The sequence below is a fragment of the Qipengyuania seohaensis genome (genome assembly GCF_002795865.1).
Lineage (GTDB): Bacteria > Pseudomonadota > Alphaproteobacteria > Sphingomonadales > Sphingomonadaceae > Qipengyuania > Qipengyuania seohaensis.
The window spans coordinates 2,582,814-2,606,783 of sequence record NZ_CP024920.1; the positions used below are offsets into that span (position 1 = coordinate 2,582,814).

At 62.3% G+C, this 23,970-nt stretch carries 25 protein-coding genes, 2 tRNA genes and 1 other RNA gene; 18 read left to right on the forward strand and 10 right to left on the reverse strand.

The annotated features are described in order from the left end of the window. Positions 1–2: 2 nt before the first annotated feature. Positions 3–1,298, forward strand: a complete 1,296-nt coding sequence (locus CVE41_RS12725) for a dihydrolipoamide acetyltransferase family protein (protein WP_100260990.1) — start codon at positions 3–5, stop codon at positions 1,296–1,298. A 291-nt stretch (positions 1,299–1,589) separates the two neighbouring features. Continuing rightward, positions 1,590–1,666 (forward strand) — tRNA-Asp (locus tag CVE41_RS12730). Between the two features lie 65 nt (positions 1,667–1,731). On the opposite strand, the gene CVE41_RS12735 is transcribed toward CVE41_RS12730, so the two are convergent. The 6 genes from CVE41_RS12735 to CVE41_RS12755 all read right to left on the reverse strand — a co-directional run bounded on the left by CVE41_RS12735 (position 1,732) and on the right by CVE41_RS12755 (position 4,821). Continuing rightward, positions 1,732–3,183 carry an MFS transporter gene (locus CVE41_RS12735; protein ID WP_232725707.1) on the reverse strand — a complete coding sequence of 484 codons (1,452 nt, stop codon included), beginning with the start codon at positions 3,181–3,183 and terminating at the stop codon, positions 1,732–1,734. Between the two features lie 47 nt (positions 3,184–3,230). Further along, positions 3,231–3,464 carry a DUF2842 domain-containing protein gene (locus tag CVE41_RS12740; protein ID WP_100260991.1) on the reverse strand — a complete coding sequence of 78 codons (234 nt, stop codon included), beginning with the start codon at positions 3,462–3,464 and terminating at the stop codon, positions 3,231–3,233. Then, on the reverse strand, positions 3,461–4,033 hold the full coding sequence (locus CVE41_RS12745) for a 5-formyltetrahydrofolate cyclo-ligase (RefSeq protein ID WP_100260992.1): 573 nt from the start codon (positions 4,031–4,033) through the stop codon (positions 3,461–3,463). The genes CVE41_RS12740 and CVE41_RS12745 overlap by 4 nt, the downstream gene beginning before the upstream one ends. 80 nt (positions 4,034–4,113) lie before the next feature. Next, a non-coding RNA gene (gene ssrS / locus CVE41_RS15050) (6S RNA) lies at positions 4,114–4,281 on the reverse strand. Positions 4,282–4,291: 10 nt separating this feature from the next. Beyond that, positions 4,292–4,633: a cell division protein ZapA gene (locus CVE41_RS12750; protein WP_100260993.1), complete on the reverse strand. Its 342-nt coding sequence runs from the start codon at positions 4,631–4,633 to the stop codon at positions 4,292–4,294. Next, positions 4,630–4,821, reverse strand: a complete 192-nt coding sequence (locus tag CVE41_RS12755) for a hypothetical protein (protein WP_100260994.1) — start codon at positions 4,819–4,821, stop codon at positions 4,630–4,632. Before CVE41_RS12755 ends, CVE41_RS12750 begins: the two co-directional genes overlap by 4 nt. Positions 4,822–4,997: 176 nt before the next feature. Between CVE41_RS12755 and tkt the strand changes: the two genes are divergently transcribed. Genes tkt through CVE41_RS12770 form a run of 3 tightly spaced genes read left to right on the forward strand, consistent with a single transcriptional unit; the run spans position 4,998 to position 9,212 of the window. Then, complete coding sequence (gene tkt, locus CVE41_RS12760; protein WP_100260995.1) at positions 4,998–6,977, forward strand: transketolase; 1,980 nt, start codon at positions 4,998–5,000, stop codon at positions 6,975–6,977. 15 nt (positions 6,978–6,992) lie between these two features. Then, on the forward strand, positions 6,993–8,000 hold the full coding sequence (gene gap, locus CVE41_RS12765) for a type I glyceraldehyde-3-phosphate dehydrogenase (protein WP_100260996.1): 1,008 nt from the start codon (positions 6,993–6,995) through the stop codon (positions 7,998–8,000). Between the two features lie 12 nt (positions 8,001–8,012). Beyond that, positions 8,013–9,212, forward strand: a complete 1,200-nt coding sequence (locus CVE41_RS12770; protein WP_100260997.1) for a phosphoglycerate kinase — start codon at positions 8,013–8,015, stop codon at positions 9,210–9,212. Here CVE41_RS12770 and CVE41_RS12775 read toward each other — a convergent pair. After that, positions 9,209–9,967 carry a flavodoxin family protein gene (locus tag CVE41_RS12775; protein ID WP_100260998.1) on the reverse strand — a complete coding sequence of 253 codons (759 nt, stop codon included), beginning with the start codon at positions 9,965–9,967 and terminating at the stop codon, positions 9,209–9,211. The two genes, CVE41_RS12770 and CVE41_RS12775, sit on opposite strands and share 4 nt — an antisense overlap. A 120-nt stretch (positions 9,968–10,087) precedes the next feature. Between CVE41_RS12775 and CVE41_RS12780 the strand changes: the two genes are divergently transcribed. The 4 genes from CVE41_RS12780 to CVE41_RS12795 are packed head-to-tail and all read left to right on the forward strand — an operon-like array spanning position 10,088 to position 13,618. Continuing rightward, complete coding sequence (locus CVE41_RS12780; RefSeq protein ID WP_100260999.1) at positions 10,088–10,981, forward strand: fructose bisphosphate aldolase; 894 nt, start codon at positions 10,088–10,090, stop codon at positions 10,979–10,981. Between the two features lie 53 nt (positions 10,982–11,034). After that, positions 11,035–11,664 (forward strand): thiamine phosphate synthase, encoded by a 630-nt coding sequence (gene thiE / locus CVE41_RS12785; RefSeq protein ID WP_100261000.1) that lies wholly within the window; start codon positions 11,035–11,037, stop codon positions 11,662–11,664. A 50-nt stretch (positions 11,665–11,714) separates the two neighbouring features. After that, complete coding sequence (locus tag CVE41_RS12790) at positions 11,715–12,926, forward strand: L,D-transpeptidase family protein (protein WP_232725708.1); 1,212 nt, start codon at positions 11,715–11,717, stop codon at positions 12,924–12,926. A 17-nt stretch (positions 12,927–12,943) separates the two neighbouring features. Beyond that, positions 12,944–13,618 (forward strand): M23 family metallopeptidase, encoded by a 675-nt coding sequence (locus CVE41_RS12795; RefSeq protein ID WP_100261001.1) that lies wholly within the window; start codon positions 12,944–12,946, stop codon positions 13,616–13,618. A 1-nt stretch (position 13,619) separates the two neighbouring features. Here CVE41_RS12795 and CVE41_RS12800 read toward each other — a convergent pair whose 3' ends face one another. Continuing rightward, entirely contained in the window at positions 13,620–13,991 is a 372-nt protein-coding gene (locus CVE41_RS12800; RefSeq protein ID WP_232725709.1) for an elongation factor P, read from the reverse strand. Positions 13,992–14,154: 163 nt separating this feature from the next. Between CVE41_RS12800 and efp the strand changes: the two genes are divergently transcribed. From efp to CVE41_RS12835, 7 genes are all read left to right on the forward strand, one after another. After that, positions 14,155–14,718, forward strand: coding sequence for an elongation factor P (efp, locus tag CVE41_RS12805; RefSeq protein ID WP_090480322.1), 564 nt, complete (start codon positions 14,155–14,157; stop codon positions 14,716–14,718). Between the two features lie 3 nt (positions 14,719–14,721). Continuing rightward, positions 14,722–15,075, forward strand: coding sequence for a hypothetical protein (locus CVE41_RS12810; protein WP_100261002.1), 354 nt, complete (start codon positions 14,722–14,724; stop codon positions 15,073–15,075). Between the two features lie 9 nt (positions 15,076–15,084). Beyond that, entirely contained in the window at positions 15,085–15,903 is an 819-nt protein-coding gene (locus CVE41_RS12815) for an inositol monophosphatase family protein (protein WP_100261003.1), read from the forward strand. Between the two features lie 59 nt (positions 15,904–15,962). Continuing rightward, a tRNA-Leu gene (locus CVE41_RS12820) sits at positions 15,963–16,047 on the forward strand. An 84-nt stretch (positions 16,048–16,131) separates the two neighbouring features. Beyond that, positions 16,132–16,728 carry a hypothetical protein gene (locus tag CVE41_RS12825; RefSeq protein ID WP_157799509.1) on the forward strand — a complete coding sequence of 199 codons (597 nt, stop codon included), beginning with the start codon at positions 16,132–16,134 and terminating at the stop codon, positions 16,726–16,728. A 63-nt stretch (positions 16,729–16,791) separates the two neighbouring features. Continuing rightward, positions 16,792–18,627: an SLC13 family permease gene (locus CVE41_RS12830; protein WP_198507668.1), complete on the forward strand. Its 1,836-nt coding sequence runs from the start codon at positions 16,792–16,794 to the stop codon at positions 18,625–18,627. A gap of 118 nt (positions 18,628–18,745) precedes the next feature. Then, positions 18,746–20,080, forward strand: a complete 1,335-nt coding sequence (locus CVE41_RS12835; RefSeq protein ID WP_100261005.1) for an amidohydrolase — start codon at positions 18,746–18,748, stop codon at positions 20,078–20,080. A 116-nt stretch (positions 20,081–20,196) separates the two neighbouring features. On the opposite strand, the gene CVE41_RS12840 is transcribed toward CVE41_RS12835, so the two are convergent. Both CVE41_RS12840 and CVE41_RS12845 read right to left on the reverse strand, forming a co-directional pair. Then, a complete protein-coding gene (locus tag CVE41_RS12840; protein ID WP_006832439.1) occupies positions 20,197–20,379 on the reverse strand; it encodes a hypothetical protein in 183 nt (60 codons plus the stop codon). A gap of 21 nt (positions 20,380–20,400) precedes the next feature. Further along, on the reverse strand, positions 20,401–21,999 hold the full coding sequence (locus CVE41_RS12845) for an isocitrate lyase (RefSeq protein WP_100261006.1): 1,599 nt from the start codon (positions 21,997–21,999) through the stop codon (positions 20,401–20,403). 148 nt (positions 22,000–22,147) lie between these two features. Here CVE41_RS12845 and CVE41_RS12850 point away from each other — a divergent pair, with 148 nt between their 5' ends. Continuing rightward, a complete protein-coding gene (locus tag CVE41_RS12850) occupies positions 22,148–23,533 on the forward strand; it encodes a helix-turn-helix domain-containing protein (RefSeq protein ID WP_100261007.1) in 1,386 nt (461 codons plus the stop codon). A 74-nt stretch (positions 23,534–23,607) separates the two neighbouring features. Then, positions 23,608–23,901 (forward strand): hypothetical protein, encoded by a 294-nt coding sequence (locus CVE41_RS12855; protein WP_100261008.1) that lies wholly within the window; start codon positions 23,608–23,610, stop codon positions 23,899–23,901. The last annotated feature ends 69 nt before the right edge of the window (positions 23,902–23,970 follow it).

Here is a 23,970-nt window from a genome sequence, read left to right on the forward strand (position 1 = left end):
CAATGGCAAAGTTCATATTCAACATGCCCGACATCGGCGAAGGCATTGCCGAGGCGGAAATCGTCCAGTGGCACAAGAAGGTCGGCGACACGGTCCGTGAAGACGAGGAATTCGTCGACATGATGACCGACAAGGCGACCGTCCCGATGGAAAGCCCGGTCGACGGAAAGATCATCGAGATCGCGGGTGAAGAGGGCGACATGGTCTCGATCGGCTCGATGCTGGTCGTGATCGAGGTCGAAGGCGACGTACCTGAAGATGTCGCGGAAGACGTCGAACCGGCCCCCGCTCCCAAGGCAGACAAGGTCGAAGAGCGCATCGAAGTGGAAACCTCCGATGCGAGCGATGCCGACGATGCGATGGCGGCCGATCCCAGCCCGCCGCCGGCTCCGACCCCGACGCCTGCGCCCGAACCTGCTCCGGCACCCTCGGCAAAGGTTCTCGCCACGCCTGCCGTGCGCAAGCGCGCCAAGGACCTTGGCGTCGACCTTTCGCAGGTGAAGCCTGCCGAAGATGGCCGCGTGCGCCACGGCGACCTCGACCAGTTCCTCTCCTACAACTCCGGCTATTCGGCGGCTGCACCCACTCGCCAGGACGAGGAGAAGAAGGTCATCGGCATGCGTCGCCGCATCGCCGAGAACATGGCGGCGTCCAAGCGCAACATCCCCCACTTCTCCTATGTCGAGGAAGTGGACGTCACCGATCTGGAAGTGCTGCGCGCGCAGCTGAACACCAATCGCGGCGACAAGCCGAAACTGACGATCCTCCCGCTCCTGATCACGGCGATCTGCAAGACCTTGCCGCAATTCCCGATGATCAATGCGCGGTATGACGACGAAGCGGGTGTGGTAACGCGGTTCGGTGCGGTCAACATGGGCATGGCGGCACAGACCGATGCGGGCCTCATGGTGCCGGTCATCAAGAATGCCCAAGGCATGAACCTGTGGCAGCTCGCCAACGAGATTTCGCGCCTTGCAGAGGCGGCCCGCAATGGCACGGCCAAGAAGGAAGAGATGGAAGACGGCACGCTGACCGTGACCTCTCTTGGCCCGCTTGGCGGCGTGGCGACCACACCGGTCATCAACCGGCCGCAGGTCGCGATCATCGGGCCCAACCGGATTATCGAACGCCCGATGTATGTCAGCGACGGTGCTGCCGGCGAGCGTATCGAGAAGCGCAAGCTGATGAATATTTCCATCAGCTGCGATCACCGGGTCGTCGATGGCTATGATGCGGCGAGTTTCGTCCAGGAGCTTAAGAAAATGCTCGAAACACCTGCATTGATCCTGGTCGACTGATCAGGGCGCGGGCGCCTGATAGCAGTCGTACTGGATATCGATCGCCGATTTCGCGACCAGCGCGCCGCCTCCAAGCAGCGCCAGCGATGCGGCGAGTAATGCGCCCTGTAACATGCGACTTCCCCCGTTACCCCACGTGGAAATGCGTGGGTCACTGTCGCGCGCAAGTGGTTACTTTCAGGTAAATTGCGGCGCGGTAAAAAGAAGCGAAAAAAGGCACGAAAACTGCATTGACAGGAATCGGACCGCCGCCTAGATGCGCGGCTCCCAAGAGGCACAGCGCCTAGATGCGCGGGTGTAGCTCAGTTGGTTAGAGTATCGGCCTGTCACGCCGAGGGTCGCGGGTTCGAGTCCCGTCACTCGCGCCACTTGGGACATTCTTCGAATGATGAATGCGAAAGCGGGGCTTCGGCCCCGCTTTTTCGTTTGGGCTTTATTGCGCGGCAGCACTCTCGCGAAGACGGCGCAGGTTCTCCTCGTGTCCGCGCTTGTCGATCTTGTAGCGCGTGACGAAGAACAGCGCGCCCAGATAGAGCACGAGCAGGGAAGGAGCGTAGAACGCGCCCAATTGCCACACGGTATCCGTGTCGACGGTGCCGGGGTCAGCTCCTTCGGGGAAGCCGATGCCGGACAGGATCAGGCCTGCGGCCAGCACGCCAAGGCCTTGGGTGGTTTTCCGGGTGAACGTCATCGCGGCGTAGTAGACGCCCTCCGAGCGGCGTCCCGTCTTCACCTGGTTCGCCTCGACCAGGTCGGCGATCATCGAGAAGGATACCGCCTGGACGGCAATGATCAGCGCCAGATCGATGACATTGACGCCAAGGACGATCGGAAACAGTAGCGGGTCGCCGTTTTCGGGCATCATGCCGGCGAGACGCAACAGGACAGGTGCGGGCTGGATCGTGAAAGCCAGCAGGCCTAGCACGATAACCGCTGGCTTCTTGCCAATCTTGCGCGTGGCCCAGGGCGCCAGCAGGAAGCCGAAAAGGGCCGAAAGGACCACGGTGCAGGTCCACAGGAAGATCTGGTAGGACGAGAATTCCCAGAAATATGTGAGCAGCAGGTAATTCAGCGAGGCCGCAAGTCCGGTCGCGATGGCGAAAAGCACGGTCGCGAAGAACAGCGCAATGAAGCTCTTCTCGCTCAATGTCTCGATCATTTCGCGAAAGATCCGGCCGACGCTGTATCTCTCGGACCGGGTCACGGGGCGATGCAGGTGCGGGATGCGGCTATGCGTGCCGACCGAAGAAATCATGATGAAGATGAAGATCATCGCACTGCCGATCATGCCGTAGGTGGCGTAGGCATCCCGATCGAGGAGGCCTTGTGGGCCTGTCAGCAGCGCACCGAACATGATCACGCTCATCAGTGCGCCGAAGGTCCAGCCGAAGAACAGTCGATAGGACTGGAGGCTGGTGCGTTCTTCATAATCGGTCGTCAGTTCCGGGATCAGTGCCGAACTCGGAGTTTCGTAGAAGGTGATGAAGGTGCGGATCAGGATTGCCAGGCTGGTCAGATAGAGGAAAAGCGCGGTCTGACCCATCTCTGGAGGGTTCCACAGCAGGAAGTAGCTCAATGCGACCGGTATGGCCGCCGCATACATGAAGGGATGTCGGCGTCCCCAGCGCGACTGCAGATTGTCGGACCAGTAGCCGACCAGCGGGTCGGATACCGCGTCGAACACCAGCGCGATCAGGATGGCGAGGCCGACGAGCGACGGCTCGAGCCCGATGACGGTGCCGTAGAAAATCAGCAGGAAATAGTCGAAGCCGTTGTTCTTGATGCCGAAGGCGGCTGCCCCCGAACCGTGTGCCAGCTTTAGCCAGACAGGCATTTTCTCGCTCGCGTCGACGGACGCTGCCGTCGCCGTTGTGTCTTGCGTCAAGGGGCTCTCCTCCCGTTACGGGGAGGGTAGGGCACTTGGACGTGAGGTCAATCTTTCTTGGGCGGGGCGGACCAGTGGCCTGTTTCCATCCAGGTCAGGAAACGACGCAAGGGGGCCAGCCAGATGAGGCCCAGGAAGAGGTAGATGACGGTCTGCACCAGCGCGTTCCAATCGCCGATCAAGCCGGGAAGGTAGCGTGCGATCAGGATCCCGTAGACGAGCAGGGCAAGCAGGAGTCCGAGCAGTCCGACGGGAATGCGCCAGGTGGGTTCGTCTCTCATGCGAAAGGTCCGTAAAAGCGTGTTGTCGTGACGATGGCGTCGAGGCGCGCGTCATGATCCTCGGTGGGCAGGCTGTCGACGCGCTGGCAATCCCAGGCGAGCCCGATGGTGCGGGTGTCCGGATGCGCGGACAGCCAGCGGTCGTAGTGGCCGCCGCCCTGACCAAGCCTCTCACCACTATCGGTGAAGCCTATGAGCGGCACGAACAGCAAGTCGGGCCGCAAAGCAGGCGCGTCGGCGTAAGGCTGGAGCAGGCCAAACGGTCCAACCTCCAGGTCTTCTTCGTCGAACGGATCGGAGTGGCGTGCAAACTCCATCGGCGCGTTGCGGCTTTCGAAGCGCGGCAGAGCGATTTCATGGCCCATGTCGAGGAAGAACTTGGCATAGGATGCAGCCGGGGCCTCGAACGGATTGGCGCGGTATAGACCGATCGTCGCTCCTTGCGGGACAATGTCCAGAAGCGGCGCGGGCGGGCGATGGAAGACAAGCGCGCGCATACTGTCGGGCAACGCGGCCACCTGATCGCGGCGCGCAGCGCGCAATTGCTTGCGAAGTTCGTCCTTGGTCAAATACCCACCTGCTTCTCTCGATGAGGCCGTAAGCGCCCACCCGCGCTCAAGCAGCGAAGCGGTAGCGCGACGTATCAAGTGACGGGACCGCCATGGGTCGTTGCCGGAAAATCCTCTGACGCCTTCACGTCAGGTGGGCGCCATGTATCCAGATTGCCAGGACAAACCCGCCAATCCGGTAGGGACGGCTCCCTTGGATTGCTTATAGCCTCAGGGATGTTCATGCGGCTCGTGCCGGGCAGCCCCGTCGCCGTCTATTTAGGAGGCCGCAGGTCCACCCTCAAGTGCTGATGCAGCGTTTTCGAATGCGGTGGCCAGACGTTCCAGCCGCGCGGCTATGGCATCGCTCTGGTCCAAACCGGTTGCGGCCGTGCCGGCAGGCGCTTCTGCGGCCGGCCTCTTGCCCGCCTCGTCGACTTCGTCCGCCAGCATGAGCGCGGCGAACAGGAGGTTCTTCGCCTCGTTGGCGGTAAGATTGCCGCCCATGGCCTTGAGCTTGGCATCGACCATGCCGGCAAGGTGTTCGACATGCTGCTCCTGGCCGTCTGCGCAGGAGACGGTGTAGGACCGCTCCCCGACCGTGAGCTTGACGTCGCTCATCGCTCCATCTCCCCGATCAGCGTGTCGAGTTCGGCAAGGCTAGCGGTGACTTGGCTGCGCAGAGCGTCATGCTTTGCGGCGAGATCGCCGGCTTGTCCCTGACTGCTTGCAAGTGCGGCTTGCGTTTCGATTCGCGCGAGCGCTTTTTCAATCCTGTCGATGGCAGATAAGATGCGCGCTTCGCTCATGATGGGAAGAAATACCAAGATTGGTGTTGCAGCGCAAAGGTTTGCGCCGTGCTGTTGATAAATCGCTCCAAAACCGGGCGGCGGGGCATCACTCGTGTACCAAGGTTGACCTCGCGCGCGGCGTTCGCGAAGGGTGCGCGCGCGTCGAATCGACCCCTCTCGCGGAGATACCAAGCATGACAATCGACACTGCCCGCATGGTCCAGATGGCCAACGCCATCAGGGCTCTTTCGATGGATGCGGTGCAGGCTGCGAATTCGGGGCACCCCGGCATGCCGATGGGCATGGCCGATGCCGCCGCCGTGCTGTGGTCGGAATATCTCCGCCACGATCCCAAGGCACCCGACTGGGCGGACCGCGATCGTTTCGTGCTGTCGGCAGGCCACGGGTCGATGCTGATCTACTCGCTGCTTCACCTTGCGGGGTATGAGCAGCCGACAATCGAAGACATTCGCAACTTCCGCCAGATCGGTAGCCCCTGCGCGGGACACCCGGAAAACTTTCTGCTGCCAGGTGTCGAATGCACGACCGGTCCGCTCGGCCAGGGCCTGGCGATGGCAGTCGGCATGGCCATTGCCGAGCGTCATCTCAATTCCGCCTTCGGCAACGCCCTGGTCGATCACAAGACCTGGGTGATCGCAGGCGACGGCTGCCTCATGGAAGGCATCAACCACGAAGCGATCGGTATCGCCGGCCACCTCAAGCTGGGCCGGATGAACGTGCTGTGGGACGACAACAACATCACCATCGACGGTTCGACCGACCTGTCGACCAGCGAAGACATCAAGGCCCGTTACGAAGCGACCGGCTGGCACGTCACGAGCTGTGACGGCCACGACTTCGACGATATTCGCCGCGCGCTGAACGAAGCGCAGGCCGACGATCGCCCCTCGCTGATCGCCTGCAAGACCATCATCGGCAAGGGTGCGCCCACCAAGCAGGGCACCAGCGCGACGCATGGTGCGCCGCTGGGCGACGAAGAGATTTCGGCTGCCCGCGAAGTGCTCGGCTGGGATGCCAAGCCCTTCGAAATTCCCGAGCAGGTCTACGCCGACTGGCGCGCCAAGAATGCGGACCATGCCAAGGCCCGCGACGAGTGGCAGGATCGCCTGAACGCCAGCGGCCAGCGCAAGGAATTCGAACGCCGCATGGCAGGCGACCTGCCCGAAAGCTTCAGCCTCGATAACTACATCCAGAAGCTGATGGCCGAACCGCAGAAGGTCGCGACCCGCAAGGCCAGCGAAATGGCTCTGGCGCAGATCAACGGCAAGCTCGCCGAAACCATCGGCGGCAGCGCCGATCTCACCGGTTCGAATAACACCAAGGCAGGCGGCATCGGCCCGCTCACAGCCGACGATTACTCGGGCCGTTACATTTACTACGGCATCCGCGAATTCGGCATGGCCGCCGCGATGAACGGCATGGCGCTGCACGGCGGCGTGATCCCTTACGGCGGCACCTTCCTTGTGTTCACCGATTATTGCCGCGCTGCAATCCGTCTCTCGGCCTTGCAGCAGACCCGCGCGATCTACGTCATGACGCATGACAGCATCGGGCTGGGTGAAGACGGCCCGACGCACCAGCCGATCGAGCATGTGCAGAGCCTGCGCATGATCCCCAACCTCCTCGTCATGCGTCCGGCGGACGTTGTCGAAACGGCGGAGTGCTGGGAGATCGCTCTGCGCGAGAAGGATCGCCCGACGGTTCTGGCTTTGACGCGCCAGGGTCTGCCGCAATTGCGCAATGCACCCGACGAAACGGACATGTCTTCGAAGGGCGCCTACCGCCTCAAGAAATCGAGCAACGCCCACAAGGTCACCCTGGTGGCCAGCGGTTCGGAAGTGCACGTCGCTCTCGAATGCGCCGAGCGGCTCGAGAAGGAAGGCATCGGTGCCAGCGTGGTCTCGATGGTCTGCACCCAGCTGTTCGACGAACAGTCGGCAGACTATCGTACCGACATGATCCCGGCCGATACGCTGCGCGTCAGCGTCGAGGCGGGCACCACCTTCGGCTGGGAACGCTACACTGGCACGGATGGTCTCAACATCGGCATCGACCGCTTCGGCGCATCGGCACCGGCTGGCGATCTCTTCAAGAAATTCGGTCTCACTGCGGACGATATCGTTCCGCAAATCATGAACAAATTAAACGGTTAAGCAGGAGCTTTTCGCATGGCTACCAAGGTTGCAATCAACGGTTTCGGACGCATCGGTCGCCTGGTGGCGCGCGCTATCCTGGAGCGTGAGGATCACGATCTCGACCTCGTGTCGATCAACGATCTGGCCGACACCAAGTCGAATGCCCTGCTGTTCCAGTATGACAGCACCCACGGCCGTTTCCCCGGCACGGTGGAAGTCGGCGACAATGCCATCATCGTGAACGGCAAGTCGATCGCGGTCACTTCCGAGCGTGAACCCGGCAAGCTGCCGCATGGCGAACAGGGCGTCGACATCGTTCTCGAATGCACCGGCTTCTTCCAGTCTGACGAAGCCTGCCGCCCGCACCTCGATGCTGGTGCCAAGCGCGTCCTGATCTCGGCCCCGGCCAAGAACGTGTCGGCCACGATCGTCTACGGCGTGAACCACGATGTCCTGTCCGCCGAAGACGTGATCGTCTCGAACGCCAGCTGCACCACCAACTGCCTCTCGCCGATGGCCAAGGTGCTGCACGACACGGTCGGCATCGAGCGCGGCTTCATGACCACGATCCACAGCTACACCAACGACCAGCGCATGCTCGACCAGATGCATTCCGACATGCGCCGTGCCCGCGGCGGTGCGCAGAACATGATCCCGACCACCACCGGCGCTGCCCGTGCGGTCGGCCTCGTCTTGCCCGAACTAGCCGGCAAGCTCGACGGCAGCTCGGTCCGAGTACCCACGCCGAACGTCAGCCTCGTCGATCTCGTCTTCACCCCCGGCCGCGACACCAGCGCCGAGGAACTGAATGCCGCTTTGAAGGCCGCGGCCGATGGTCCGATGAAGGGTGTGCTCGACTTTACCGACCAGCCGCTCGTTTCGAGCGACTTCAACCACCATCCGGCCAGCTCGACCATCGACAGTCTCGAAACCAGCGTCATGGAAGGCAAGCTTGCCCGCGTGGTTTCGTGGTATGACAACGAGTGGGGCTTCTCCAACCGCATGATCGACACCGCCGGTGTCATGGCGAAGTTCCTCTAAGGAAACCCCGATATGAGCAGCTTCAAGACCCTGGATGATCTTGGCGACGTGACCGGCAAGGTCGCGCTCGTACGCGTCGATCTGAACCTTCCGATGCAGGAAGGGCGCGCCAGCGATGTCACCCGGGTTGAAGCTGTGAAGCCCACCATCCTCGAGCTGGCCGACAAGGGCGCGAAGGTTCTCCTCCTTGCCCATTTCGGCCGGCCCAAGGGCCAGCGCCACTCGACCATGAGCACCAGCATGGTGCAGGGCGACATCGAACGCGTTCTCGACCGCGAAATCATGTTCATCCCCGAAGTGATGGGGCCGGTGGTCGAACAGTCGATCGGCATCCTCTCCGACGGCGATATCGGCCTGCTCGACAACATTCGCTTCTGGCCCGGCGAGGAAGCTAACGACCCCGAATTTGCCAAAGGCATTGCTGCTCACGGCGATTTCTACGTTAACGATGCCTTCTCCGCCGCGCACCGCGCCCATGCCTCGACCGAAGGGCTGGCGCACCAGCTGCCCGCCTATGCCGGGCGCGCGATGGAAGCGGAACTCAAGGCCCTCGAAGCCGCGCTCGGCTCGCCCGAGCAGCCGGTCGCAGCGGTCGTTGGCGGGGCCAAGGTTTCGACCAAGCTCGACGTGCTCGAGAACCTCGTCGGCAAGGTCCAGCACCTGATCATCGGTGGCGGCATGGCCAACACCTTCCTCGCCGCTCGCGGTGTGGATGTCGGCAAGTCCCTGTGCGAACATGATCTGACTGCTACCGCGAACAAGATCATGGACACGGCCGATCACGCGGGTTGCACCGTGCACCTGCCCTACGATGTGGTCGTGGCGAAGGAATTCGCGGAAAACCCAGCTTCCTTGCGGACCTGCAACGTCCATGAGGTCGCCTCGGACGAGATGATCCTCGACGTTGGTCCGCAGGCGGTCGAAGCGCTCGGCGATGTGCTGAAGACCTGCCGCACGCTGGTCTGGAACGGCCCGCTCGGCGCGTTTGAGACGGAGCCTTTCGATGCCGCGACCGTGGCACTGGCTCGAACCGCGGCTGCCCTGACGCAGGACGGTTCGCTGACATCGGTCGCAGGAGGGGGCGACACCGTTGCCGCGCTCGCCCATGCCGGCGTGAAGGACGATTTCACCTTCGTCTCGACCGCGGGCGGAGCCTTCCTCGAATGGATGGAAGGCAAGGATCTTCCCGGCGTAGCTGCGCTGACCGCCTAACGGTATTCGGGGTTCGGCGCGTCGAAGCGGCGGCCCTCGTTCCACAGATCGACCGAGTTTCCGTGGCAGGGGATGCCGCCAGCGTCTTTCAGCATGCGTGCCATGTGCATCAGGTTCCATGTCATGAAGGTCGTGTTGCGCTTGGTAAAATCGTTGTCGAAACCGACATAGCCCGATCCGTCTTCCTTCGCGTCGCCGTAACTCGGCCCGGGCCCGGCTTCGCCGATCCAGCCCGCATCGGCTTGCGGGGGAATGGTGTAGCCGACGTGCTGCAATGAGTAGAGCACGCCCATGCCCACGTGCTTGATGCCGTCCTCGTTGCCGGTGACGATGCAGCCGCCGACCTTGCCGTAAAAGATGTACTGGCCCCGGTCGTTGCGCTGACCTGAGTGGGCGTAGAGCCGTTCGATCAGGCGCTGGCATACCGAGGACTTCTCACCCAGCCAGATCGGCGTGCCGACGACGAGGATATCGGCGGCCTCGACCTTTTCCCAGATCGCAGGCCAATCATCGCGCGTTGCACCGTGTTCGGTCATGTCGGGATAGACCCCGGGTGCGATGTCGTGGTCGACCAGCCTTACCTGTTCGAGCGAGACATCGTTGCGCACCAGGATCGTCTCGACCACGCCAAGCAGCTTGTCCGTGTGCGAGCCGTCGGGCGATCGCTTCAGCGTGCAGTTGATCGTCAGCGCCTTGAGGTCGGAGAAATCGGTCTCGTTCTCGGCGCACAGGCGCTCTTGGGTATCGTCCAGCATTGTCGCTCCTTTGCCACTATTACGAACGAGGGCGGGTAAAGTTACCGGCAGGGCGTTGCGGCAGGGCGAAGCCCTTTGTATGGGCCGCGCATACCTATGCATGCACCAGCGAGGACGGACATGAATTTCGAGGAAATGACGGCGAAAATGCGCGACGGACAGGGCTTTATCGCGGCTCTGGACCAGTCGGGCGGTTCCACTCCCAAGGCGCTCCGGGCCTATGGCGTGGAAGACGCCGAATGGGACGGCGATGACGAAATGTTCGCCAAGATCCACGAAATGCGCTGCCGTATCGTCGATTCCCCGTCCTTCTCGAACGGCAAGGTGATCGGGGCGATCCTGTTCGAAAAGACCATGGAAGGCTGCAACGCCGAAGGTTCGCCCATTCCCGAACTGCTGAGCCGCCGCGGCGTGGTCCCTTTCCTCAAGGTCGACAAGGGCATGCACGACGTCGAGAACGGCGCGCAGCTGATGAAGCCGATCCCCGAACTCGAAGCGCTGTGCAAGCGCGCCAAGGAACTGGGCGTCTTCGGCACGAAGATGCGTTCGGTCATCCACGAAGCGAACCGTGAGGGTGTGGCTGCCAATGTCGCGCAGCAGATGGATTACGGTCTCGAAATCCTCTCCTTCGGTCTCGTCCCGATTCTCGAGCCGGAAGTCAGCCTCGACAGCGCAAGCCGTCCGCAGGCCGAAGCCCTGCTGCTGTCCAACATGCTCGACCAGCTGGAGCGGGTGCCGGAAGGCAAGCAGGTCATGCTCAAGCTCACGATCCCGAGCGAGCCCAACCTCTATAAGTCGCTTATCGACCATCCCAAGGTGCTGCGCGTCGTGGCATTGTCGGGCGGCTACAGCCGCGAGGACGCGTGCCGCGAACTGGCGAAGAACGACGGCATGATCGCCAGCTTCAGCCGCGCCCTGCTCGAAGTTCTCGAAGCCAAGATGGACGACCAGCAGTTCGACCAGGCCTTGGGCAATGCGATCGACGAGATCGCCTGCGCGAGCACCGGAGCCTGACGCCCTAGACGATCTGCTTGGCGTATCGGTCATCCGGCGATAGAGCGCCGCGCATGACCAATACTCCTTGCCAGCTTTATCTCATCTCCCCGCTCGAAGTCGGCGGGGACTTTCCGCAGCGTCTCGAACGGGCGCTCGATGCCGGGAAGGGCGTCGTGACCGCGTTCCAGTTCCGCGTGAAGGGACTGGACCAGCACGATGCCGCCGCACTGGCAGAGCCGCTGCAGGAAATCTGCGCTGCCCGCGAAGTGGCGTTCATCGTCAATGACGACATTGCGCTCGCCAAGCGGCTCGGCGCAGATGGCGTCCACCTGGGGCAGGGCGATGGCGACCCGCGCGACGCAAGAGAGGAACTCGGTCGCGAAGCCCAGATCGGCGTGACCTGCCATGGTTCGCGCCACCTTGCTCTGGAAGCGGGCGAGGCCGGAGCCGACTACGTGGCATTCGGCGCCTTCTCCCCCAGCACGACCAAGGAAACCGAGCATACTGCGGATACGGCGCTGCTCGAATGGTGGCACGAGATGGTGGAGATACCCTCGGTTGCCATCGGCGGCATCACGCCCGCCAATTGCAAACCCTTGATCGAAGCCGGGGCAGACTTCCTTGCCGTGTCAGGTGCGATCTGGTCGGGCGACGAAGTCAAGGCAGTTCAAGCATTTGCGGAGCAAATCGCCGCCAAGTGAGTTGTAGCTTCCGAAAGGGGCGGACTGCGCCCCGTTTTTGGGGAGCTTCCATGCGCCAATTCCTGTTTATCGCCGCTTCGTCCCTCGCTCTTGCCGCCTGCGGCATGGATGGTGCGGAGGACGAAACCGAAACGACTTCCGCGTCGGCAGAAGCTAATTCCGCTTCCGATCAGGGGTACGAAACCTACAGCGACGACAATCATGCCGACAGCATGGCATCGAACGACGAAGCCAGCTCTGCATCCGGCAGCTCCGACGCACAGATCGAAGATCCCGAAGATCGCCCGATCATGCAGGCGCAGGTCGTGCTCGACAGGATCGGCTTCGGACCCGGCGTGATCGACGGCAAGATGGGCATGAGCACCGAGAACGCACTGTCGGGCTTTCAGGAGGCAAACGACCTCGAAGTGACTGGCAAGCTCGATGAGAAAACGAAGAGCGCATTGGCAGAGTGGGACCGTATCGCGGCCACGCGCGTCGTTACCATCCCCGCCAGCTGGGGCGATATCGAATTCAAGGAAATGCCCGAAGACACTGTCAAGAAGGCAGAAATGGAAAACCTCGGATACACTTCGCTCGACGAAAAGCTGGCAGAGCGTTTTCACACCACCGTCGAGGTCCTGCGCCAGCTCAATCCGAATGGCAGACCTGCCGGTTCTTCGGATACGGCCCAGCCGTCTACGAACGATGCCGAAGCCGACGCTCCGCCGACCAAACGCCCCGGTGACGGCTATTTCCGTGCCGGCCAGCAGATCCGCGTTCCGAACATCGGCGGCGATGCGATCAAGCCGGGTTCGATCACCGACCAGGGTTGGCAAAAGACCCTCGCGGCGCTCGGAGTCGGTAGCGACCAGCCGGAGGTCGATCGTATTGTCGTGAGCAAGTCGGAAGACACGCTGAAGGCCTACCAGGGCGACAAGCTTATCGCCATGTTCACAGTCAGCTCGGGATCCAGCGAGTTTCCACTGCCGATCGGCGAATGGGATATCTTAGGTGAGGCATACAATCCCCCCTATTCCTACGACCCCGAGGTTCTGGGGCAGGGTGATGGCGAAACCTACAAGCTGCCCCCCGGACCGAACGGTCCGGTCGGGGTCGTATGGATCGACCTGTCGAAGGAACACTACGGCATCCACGGCACGCCGGACCCGGAAACCATCGGCCGTGCGCAGAGCAGCGGCTGCGTTCGCCTGACCAACTGGGATGCTGCGCGCCTTGCGCAAATGGTGTCGCCGTCGACGCAGGTGATCTTCGAGGCCTGATCGGCTAGGGAGGAGCCATGAATATCGTCGATCGCATTCTTACCATCGTTGTCACCGCCACGATTACCAGCATCGTCTGGATCGTGGCGGGCGGCAGTCTCATCGAAAACGCCACCAGCGACAGCCAGCGCAAGAACACGCGCCCGGCCGAAGTGGCGCCCAGCCCGGAGCCAAGTCCTACAGAAGGCGAGACGATGGAAGAGGCGGCCGGTCTCGATACGGCCATGCCAACGTCACCGGCGCAGAATGCCAGCAACCGGCTACTGATCCCGGTCAAGAACATCCGCGTATCCGATCTGAGCGACACGTTCAGCGATTCGCGCGGTGAAGGCGTCCGCCTGCACGAAGCGATCGACATCATGGCCCCGACAGGAACCAGTGTCGTGGCAGCAGCACCCGGTACGGTGGAAAAGCTGTTTCGCTCCGATGCAGGCGGCAACACGATCTATGTGCGCTCGAACGACGGCGAGACGATCCATTATTACGCCCACCTCGACGAATATGCGGAAGGACTGAAGGAGGGCCAGCGTGTGCGCCGCGGCCAGCGGCTCGGCACTGTCGGGTCCAGCGGCAATGCCTCGGAACAGGCGCCGCACCTGCATTTCGCGGTGTTGCAGACCACGGCGGATGCGGAGTGGTGGGAACCCGCCAACGCGGTGAACCCGTATCCGCTGCTCACCGGAGAGCAGTAGGTCAGTCTACGAGCGGACCGGCACGGTGACAGCGCAGGCGGCCGAGCTTTCCGTCGCGCCCCAGTTCCTGCAGCAGGCCGGACGAGAGCAGCATCATGCGATGCCCCTTCATCGGGCCGCGGGTGAACGTAACGCGCTTGCCTTCGAGCAGGTAGGTGCCGACGCCTTTCTCGGTGCGGTAGCTGGATGCCCCGGTAATCGCGAAATTATGCGCTTCCATCTCCTGCCAGGCAGGGCCAGTCGCGCTTCCGGGCAGGGCGCAAACATATTCGCCCTGTTCGAGCAGGCCCAAACGTCCCTGCGCCTGTCCCGTGGCGGGGAACAGCGCGAAAAGCGAAGCTGCAGCGATGCCGATTGCGATGCGGCGTGTCATGACCAATTTCCTCCACTCACCCCTATAGCGCGGGCAAGCTGAATTTTCCATTGCCTTGCCCCTTGGCCCCGCCTCGGGTAAGGCGCGCGGCGCACGACCGCCCCGCACGAATCCGCGTGTCATTTGAGGGGCGGCGCTCTTTCACATCGAAGGCAGGTTCCTCATGAAGATCAGCGGCGTGGACATCCGTCCGGGCAACATCATCGAATACGAAGGCGGCATCTGGAAGGTCGCCAAGATCCAGCACACCCAGCCCGGCAAGGGCGGCGCCTACATGCAGGTCGAGATGAAGAACCTGCAGGATGGCCGCAAGACCAACGTCCGCTTCCGCAGCGCCGACACGGTCGAGAAGGTGCGCCTCGATACGCAGGAATACCAGTTCCTCTATGAAGACGGCGACATGCTCGTGTTCATGGACCAGAACACCTACGAGCAGATCAACCTGCCGAGCGACCTCCTGGGCGATGCCCGGCCGTTCCTCCAGGACGGCATGCAGGTGAAGCTGGAGCTGTGGGAAGAAAAGCCGATTTCGGTCGAACTGCCCGCCCAGATCGAAGCAGAAATCGTCGAGGCCGATGCCGTGGTGAAGGGCCAGACCGCTTCGTCCAGCTACAAACCCGCCGTGCTCGACAACGGCGTTCGCATCATGGTCCCGCCGCACATCGAAAGCGGCACGCGCATCATCGTCGACGTCTACGAACAGAGCTACGTCGGCAAGGCGTCCTGATCCATGGGCAAGTCCATCGCCAGCCGGTTCGACAATGTCGATATCGCCAAGAGCACCCTGCGTGCGGTCATCATCAACGATGACGAACTGACGCTGGAGATGGATTTCTGCCTCGAGCCCGAGCATCCCGAATACGAGGCGCCGGGCGCGGGGGAAGAATGCTGCTTCCACCCCGGAATGCTCAAATTCGCGGGCATTTCAAAGCTCAACCTCGACCGCCGCGAAACCGGCGGCGAGGGCAAGCAACGCCGTTTCGCAATCGACACGTTCAACATTGAAGGCACGAAATTCGACATGGCCTGCGAGTGGGGAGACATCCACCTGCAAGCCCGTTCGATCCGCGTGCTCACCGAGTAAGAGATACCCATGGCCGCAATTTCCGGACTGATCCGCGTGATGGAGAAAGCCGCACGCAAGGCGGGTGGCCGCCTGCGCCGCGATTTCGGCGAGATCGAACATTTGCAGGTAAGCCGCAAGGGCCCTGCCGACTTCGTGTCGAAGGCCGACATGCGTGCAGAGCGCACGATCTATGACGAGCTGCTCCAGGCGCGCCCCGATTGGGGCTTCGAAATGGAAGAAGCCGGCACCATCGAAGGTGCAGACGGCATGCCGCGCTGGATCGTCGACCCGCTCGACGGCACCAGCAACTTCCTCCACGGCATTCCGCATTTCGCGATCAGCATCGCGGTGCAGGAACGTAAGCTGGGCAGCGACGACTGGGGCGATGTGACCGCTGCCGTCGTCTACAACCCGGTCACCGACGAAACCTTCTGGGCGGAAAAGAGCCGCGGTGCATGGCTGCACGACGGGCGGTTGCGCGTTTCCTCGCGCCGCGCGCCGTCCGAAGCGCTGATCGCCACCGGCATTCCCTTCCAGGGCCACGGCGACTTTGCCGAATGGTCGCGCATCTTCGGTGCGATCGGCCCCAATGTCGCAGGCATCCGCCGCTTCGGCGCCGCCTCGCTCGACCTAGCCTGGCTTGCGGCAGGCCGGTTCGACGGTTTCTGGGAGAGCGGTCTCAACGACTGGGACACCGCAGCCGGTTGCCTGATCGTGCGCGAAGCAGGAGGCTTTGTCTCCGACTTCCGGGGCCGTTCGCAGCCGATCCATTCCAAGCAGGTGCTTGCCGCGAACGATGTCCTGCACTCCAAATTGCACAAGATGCTGGCGGGCGCGCTCAAATAGGGTGAAAACAGCGCTTGATGGCATGGGCGAGCGGGGCTAATCCCCGCCGTCCATCATGGGCCTCCGTGGCGGAATTGGTAGACGCGCTCGACTCAAAATCGAGTTTCTTACGAAGTGCCGGTTCGAGTCCGGCCGGGGGTACCACTCTTCTCTTTGCCGTAACCTTCTTGCCTGCCGGCACGAATGGTGGTGCATGACTGCCCACAAGGGGCGGCAAGGGGACTGACCATGAAAACACAGTCACAGGTAGGCGCTGTCGGTGCAGCGCTTTTGCTCACAGTGGCGAGCCAGGTGTTCTACATCACCGTCGTCTCGGGCTCCGCGAACGAGATGTTGCGGCCGCTCACGTGGTTCACCGAACTCTTCGCGTTTGCTGCAGTCTTGATCCTCGCGCTATCCCTATCGGTGCGCAGACCCGGGCAATCCGTGTTGTGGGCCGCAATCGCTGTGTCGGGAATGCTCAACCTGCTGCAAGTGGGCATGGGCCTCTCCATGTTCGCACCGGCAATGGAAGCCGGCGAGAGCGAACCGCAATTGTTCGCGACCGTGCTGGCTGGCGCGTTCTTCCTCTATTTCCTCGCCAAGCTGATCCTCGGCGCAGCGGCGCTTGGCGTAGGCGTAAGCCTTGCGCGCAAAGGATCTGGATGGGGAAAGGGCCTTGGCGTCCTGACGGCAATCGCTGGGTTTGGGGCAATAGTCCTCAACCTTCTCGCGATGATGGATGCGAAGGCGTGGACTCTCCCGGCAGGCGGGGCAGGCACGGCGGCCACCGCTTTGCTGGCATTGACCCTGCTGTGGGCGGAAAGATCCCTCAGCGAGGCCTGAGAAGCGCCCTTTTGCGGGAAAACCCTTGATATTCCTGCGTAGCGGTGGAATTCACCGCGGCGAATGATCGGCATGCCGTCTTATCACGCGATTGCCGCAATGGCGGTTACCCTCGCCATGTTCGTCGCCTTTGCGCGCGGACGAATGTCCATTGAGATCATCTCACTCCTGACAATCGCGGTAATCGCGGTCGGTCTCTATTTCTTCCCGCTCGAAGGCAGCGCACCGACGGACGGCCTGCAGCTCGCATTCTCCGGCTTCGGTCACTACGCGCTGATCACGATCTGTGCGCTGATGGTGATGGGGCGCGGCCTTGTCGTAACCGGCGCGCTCGAGCCGGCGGCGCGGTTCCTGGAACGGGTTTTCAAAATCAACCTCCAGCTGGGACTGCTGTTCTCGCTGGTGGTGTGTTTCATTTTGTCGATGGGCGTGAACAATACGCCGGTCCTGGTCCTGCTGATCCCGATCTTCGTGGCGTTGGCGGAGCGTGGGATGATGCCCGCCTCCAAGACGCTGATCCCGCTCAACGCTGCATCACTCCTCGGCGGGCTTGCGACCACCATCGGGACCTCGACCAACATCCTTGTCGTTTCGATTGCGGTAGACCTGGGGATGGAGCGTATGGGCGTGTTCCACTTCACCCCGATCGTCATCGTCGCCTGCCTTGTCGCCCTGCCATATGTCTGGCTGGTCATGCCCCGCATGCTCAAGAGCAACCAGATCGAACAGGTCCATGCCTTGCGCAAATTCGAAACCCGCCTGCGCATTACCGAAAATTCCGTGCTGAACGGACGTGAGCTGTCGGAAGTCGCTTCGCGCCTGCCCGACGGGATCGAATTCCATGATGTCCCGCCCGGCCTGCTCAGGCCCCAGCATCGCCTCCTGATGACTGGCACTCACGCAGCAATCGAAGAAGCCATGTCGGTCCTGCGCGGCGATGCCGCGCCCAGCTGGGTAATCGACCGCATCCGTCGCAACTCGCATGACAAGGGCGTCGACATCGCGGTGGTCGAAATGACCGTGACAGCGGATTCGCGCCTGATCGGTCGTACGCTGCCAAGTTCGGGCATCGCCGACCTCTACGGCGTAGCAGTCATCGGCACCCACCGGCCGGAGCGGCTGATGGGCGAAAAGGACCAATTTTCCGAAGGCGGCGACATGCGCCTCATCGAAGGCGATGTCCTTCTGGTGATGGGCCTGCCTGACGACATCGAGCATTTCTCACGTGCCGACGGCCTTCTGACGCTCGAAGGGCGGCGTGAATTGCCGCGTCGTTCCAAGGCTGTGCTCGCGGCGGCGATCATGGGCGCTTCGGTGGCGCTCGCATCGGTGGGCCTGCCGTTCTACGGATCGGAAGGCTTCTATCTCCTGAAGGTCCCGATTGCGATTTCGGCGCTGCTCGGTGCAATCCTGATGTTCGTGACCGGATGTGTGAAATTCGACCGTGTAGGCCGCGCCCTGTCGGCCTCGGTCATCGTGCTGGTTGCGGCCAGTATCGCGCTTGGACGCGTGATCCTCGAAAGCGGTGCGGCGGACTGGATCGGCCTGGTGATGGCCAGCGGCCTGCAATATCTCACCCCTGCCGCATCGCTCGCGGTGATCATGCTCACCATGACGGTGATCACCAACTTCGCCTCGAACGCCACGGCTGCAACGGTTGGCACGCCCATCGCCTTCGCCATCGCAACCCAGCTGGGCCTGCCGCCCGAACCCATGGTCCTTGCCGTGCTGTTCGGCTGCAACCTCTGCTATGCGACGCCGATCGCCTACCAGACGAACATGCTGATCATGTCCGAAGGCAGCTATGAATTCTTCGATTACGTGCGCACCGGCGTGCCGCTGGTGATCATCATGGTCGTGGCGCTCTCTACCACCCTTGTATTCACCTACGGACTGTAGGCCTTCCCTACCGACGCCGGGCGTGCCAGACAGGCGCGCAATCGAACGCCGGATGCGGTGCCGGGTTTTCTTCTCCTGGACCGTGTTCCACATGTTCCACTCTGTGGGGGAGATACCAATGAAGTCCAACTTGCGTCCAACACTCGCCGCGCTCGCCGTTATGGCCATCGTTACGCCAGCCTCGGCGCAGGATCTGCGCGCTTCGCTCGCTGACGATATGCCCGGCCTGATGGAGCTTTACCGCGATCTCCACGCGCATCCGGAATTGAGCTTCGAAGAGCACAAGACCGCTGCCAAGCTGGCCAAGCGGATGCGCGATCTGGGCTTCGAGGTGACCGAGGGCGTTGGCCAGACCGGCGTCGTCTCCGTGATGAAGAACGGTAACGGTCCCGTGGTCATGCTGCGCGCCGACATGGACGGACTGCCTGTGATCGAACAGACCGGGCTGCCCTTCGCAAGCAAGGAAATGGCGACGCCCGCCAGCGGCGTGACGACCGGTGTGATGCACGCTTGCGGCCACGATACGCACATGGCGGGCTTCATCGGTGCCGCGCAGCTCCTGGTCGAGCACAAGGACCAATGGCAGGGCACGCTGGTGATGATCCTGCAGCCCGCCGAAGAGCTTGGCCTTGGCGCGATCGCGATGATCGAGGACGGGCTCTACACGCGCTTTCCCAAGCCGGACTACGTGCTGGCCTTCCACGACGCCGCTGCGCCCGCTCCGGCAGGCACCATCGGCTATACGCCGGGTTATGCGCTGGCCAATGTCGACAGCGTCGACATCACGGTGAAGGGTATCGGTGGGCATGGCGCCTATCCGCACACCACGATCGATCCGGTGGTGCTCGGCAGTGCCATCGTGATGAAGGTGCAGACGGTGGTGAGCCGCAGCTCCTCGCCGCTCGATCCGGCGGTGATCACAGTCGGCAGCTTCCATGCGGGCGCCAAGCACAACATCATCTCTGACGAGGCCAAGCTGCAGCTGACAGTGCGCAGCTATTCGGATCAGAGCCGGCAGCTGCTACTCGATGGCATCCGCCGTGTTGCGAAGGGCGAAGCGATCACAGCCGGCCTGCCCGAGGAACTGCACCCGGTGGTGACGGTGGAAGAGCCGTACACGCCCTCGACCTTCAACGATCCGGAGTTCTCCGAGGAGCGTGCGGCATCCTTCCGCGCGCGTTTCGGTGAAGAGCGCGTCATGCAATGGCCGGCGGTCATGGGCGGCGAGGATTTCAGCCAGTTCCGCCGCGCTTCGCCCGAAGACGTGAAGAGCATGATTTTCTGGATCAGCGGCACGACCGACGAAATGCTCACTGCGCTCAAGGAAGATGGGAAGCCACTTCCCTCGCTTCATTCGCCGTTCTGGGCGCCCGACGCTGAAAAGGTAGTGGCGACAGGTGCCGAAGCGCTGGCCGGTGCGGCGCTCGACCTGATGCCCCGCAACGGGGGCTGACCCATAAATTGACGGCCGCCGCAGCATTGGGGGTGCTGCGACGGCCGTTTCTCCTCCCCAGGAGAACTTGGTGTCTTTGTTGGGCTACCGCTTCGCTGCTTTAGCCCGGACGTTATTCAACCGTCCGAGGGAACGTAGGTCCCGAGGCGATGGTGCAGGGCGTTGATCTTCGCCAGCTCCTCGCGGTCTTCGGTCTGGCGCGCGTAGCTCGTGAGAGCGGTGCGCAGGAGACGGAAATCGGCGGTCGAGAACAGGGCGCGTGCGCGGCCTGGCTCGGTCTTGGGAGTGTCTTCGGTCATCGTAGTCATCCTTCCTCTCCGTTAGGCTGCAGCGAACTGGTTCATCGTGTTGTCCTTGCCGCCGGCCTTCAGGGCCGCTTCTCCGGCAAAGTATTCCTTGTGGTCATCGCCGATGTCCGAACCGGCCATGTTCTGGTGCTTCACGCAGGCAATACCCTGGCGGATTTCCTCGCGCTGTACGTTCTTGACGTAACCGAGCATCGCCTGTTCGCCGAAGTATTCCTTGGCGAGGTTGTCGGTGCTCAGCGCGGCCGTGTGGTAGGTCGGCAGCGTAATGAGATGGTGGAAGATACCGGCACGCTTCGCGCCATCGGCCTGGAAGGTGCGGATCTTCTCGTCGGCTTCGGCGGCGAGTTCGGTGCCGTCATAGTCGATGCTCATGAGCTTGGCGCGGTCGTAACCCGACACGTCCTTGCCCTCTGCTTCCCACTTGTCGAAGATCTGCTGGCGGAAGTTGAGCGTCCAGTTGAAGCTGGGCGAGTTGTTGTAGACCAGCTTCGCATTGGGGATCACTTCGCGGACACGGTCGACCATGCCGGCGATCTGTTCGACGTGCGGCTTCTCGGTCTCGATCCACAGCAGGTCGGCACCCGCCTCAAGCGCAGTGATGCAATCGAGGACGCAGCGGTCTTCACCGGTTCCGGGACGGAACTGGTAGAGATTGCTGGGCAGGCGCTTGGGTGCCAGCAGCTTGCCGTCGCGGCTGATGAAGACCTGGCCGTTCTTGATGTCGGCTGCGTCGACTTCGTCGCAATCGAGGAAGCTGTTGTACTGGTCGCCCAGATCGCCCGGTTCCTTCGAATAGGCGATCGACTTGGTCAGCCCGGCGCCGAGGCTGTCGGTGCGGGCAACGATGATGCCGTCGGGAACGCCGAGTTCGAGGAAGGCGTAGCGGATTGCACGGATCTTCTGGTGGAATTCCTCGTGCGGGACCGTGACCTTGCCGTCCTGGTGGCCACACTGCTTTTCGTCCGACACCTGGTTTTCGATCTGCAGGGCGCAGGCACCGGCCTCGATCATCTTCTTGGCGAGCAGGTAGGTCGCCTCGGCATTGCCGAAACCTGCGTCGATGTCGGCAATGATCGGCACAACATGAGTTTCATGCTCGTCGATCTCCTTCAGCAAGCGGTGTGTGTTGACCGCGTCGCCCTTGGCCTTGGCTTCGTCGAGCTCACGGAACAGGCCGCCCAGCTCGCGGGCGTCGGCCTGGCGCAGGAAGGTGTAGAGTTCTTCGATCAGCGCAGGAACGCTGGTCTTCTCGTGCATCGACTGGTCGGGCAGGGGGCCGAAGTCGCTGCGCAGGGCGGCAACCATCCAGCCCGAAAGATAGAGGTAACGGCGCTTGGTGCTGCCGAAATGCTTCTTGATCGAGATCATCTTCTGCTGCGCGATGAACCCGTGCCAGCAGCCGAGCGATTGGGTGTAGTTCGCCGGGTCGGCATCATAGGCTTCCATGTCTTCGCGCATGATCTTCGCGGTGTAGCGCGCGATGTCGAGACCGGTGGGGAAGCGGTTCTGGACGGCCATGCGTGCAGCACTGGCAGCGTCGATAGCGCCCCAGGGTGCCCCGTTTTCCGAGATGGTCTTGCCGAGTTCGGCGATGCGGCTCTGATAGGTCATGGCGAATCTCCTGTAATTTCTGGCGCGGTGGCCTTGCCCCTGAACTTGGGGCGATTAGCGGCTCCGTGACAGGAAAATTTACAGAATTTGTTGTCTGAATCGCGCCAATCTGGCAGATCGTGCTGTAATGATGTAAAGGAATTTACAAATGGCAGACGCCGCGCTCCTGGCCGGACCAGCAATACGTCGACTGCGTAAACGTGAAAACCTGACCCAAGCGGCCATGGCCACTCGGCTGGCGATTTCGCCTAGCTACCTGAACCTGATCGAACGCAATCAGCGACCTGTCAGCGCGCGTGTCGTGATGGCGCTGGTAGAGAAATTCGACTTCGATCCCCGATCCTTGCGGGAAGACGAGGCGGTTGGCGGCCTCGACGGCCTGATGCGCCGTCTTGCCGACGAAAGGTTCGCCGATCTCGACATCGATCGCGACGAAGCGGAGGAATTCCTGTCCACCGCTCCGCAGGTCGCTGCTGCATTCGCTCGCCTATACGACAAATCCGGGCCGGATGCCGATTTGCAGGACGACGCGCTGGCGGCATCGCGACGCGAGATCGAACGCTGGCGCAACCATTTTTCCGACCTCGACCATTCGGCGGAAGAACTGGCGGATGAAATGCGATTGTCACGCGGCGATATCGGGCTGGCACTGACCGAACGCCTCCGCGAACGGCACCAGCTCTCGGTCCGGATCCTGCCTCGCGACGTACTTCCTGAAAGCCTCAGCCGCCTCGATCTCCATGCGAGGCAAATCCAGCTTTCGGAAATGCTCGGTCCCGCATCGCGCAATTTCCAGCTCGCCCTCAAGGTGGCGCAATTGGAGAAGCGTGAGGAAATCGAAGCCGTCGCCCAAGGGGCGGACTTTGATGAGGAGGCGGCGCGCGCGTTGTTCCGCCGCCATCTCGAAGGGTATTTCGCCGCAGCTCTGCTGATGCCCTATGGCCGTTTCCTGCGTGCCTGCGAGGCAACCGGATACGATCTCCTCGTTCTCGAGCGGCGATTCTCCGTCAGTTTCGAACAACTGGCGCATCGTCTCACCACTCTCCAGCGTGTGGGGCAGCGCGGTTTGCCGTTCTTCATGGTCCGGATCGACCGTGCGGGGCAGTTTTCCAAGAGCTTCATCGGCGCGAGCACGGCGCATTTCGCCAGTGCGGATGTGTCCTGCCCCTTGTGGGATGCACACCGGGCTTTCGAGACCGGAGGCGAACTCGTCACGCAATTCGTGGCGCTGGAGCAGGCGGGCGAGGGCCAGGCGGGCGGCTGGCTGACCATGATGCGCAGCGTCGAAGGCAGTGGCGCACCCGGCGAGGCGCGTTTCGTGGTCGCGATCGGTATCGAGGCAGTGCTTGCGGCCGACCTTGCCCAGGCCCGCGGATTGTCGCTCAATCCGGCAGATGCGCAACCGATCGGACCGGGGTGCGCAGCCTGTCAGAGGCAGAACTGCCGACAACGTTCCCTCCCCCCGCGAGGTAGGAAACTGCAATTCGACCGGATGCGCCGCGGCAACACTCCTTTCGAATTCGGCGAGCGTTAACCTTGATGCGGGGAACGGCGAGGAACTTCTGCGCGTTGGGGCCGCAGTAAAACATGGATGGAAAAGGATTTTCCATGACGGAAGAACGTATCACGGAAACGCGCACGCCCGACGGCAACACCCATACGACGCACACTGTCGTCACCGACGAACCGCGTCGCAGCGGTGGGTCCGGCTGGCTGATAGCGATCATTCTCCTGGTTGCCGCGATCGTGGCTATCGTGGTCTTCACCCAAATGGGCGGTGCGGAAGTGGCCAAGGACGAGGCGATCACCGATGCTGCCAACCAGGTAGGCGAAGCAGCCGGACAGGTTGGAGAAGCGGCCCAGGAAGCTGGCAACGCCGTTGGCGACGCGGTCAATAACTGATCCAGACCCCGATCTGAAAAAGACGGCGCCCCGGTAATTCGGGGCGCCGTTTTCTTTGGTGTAAAGTTT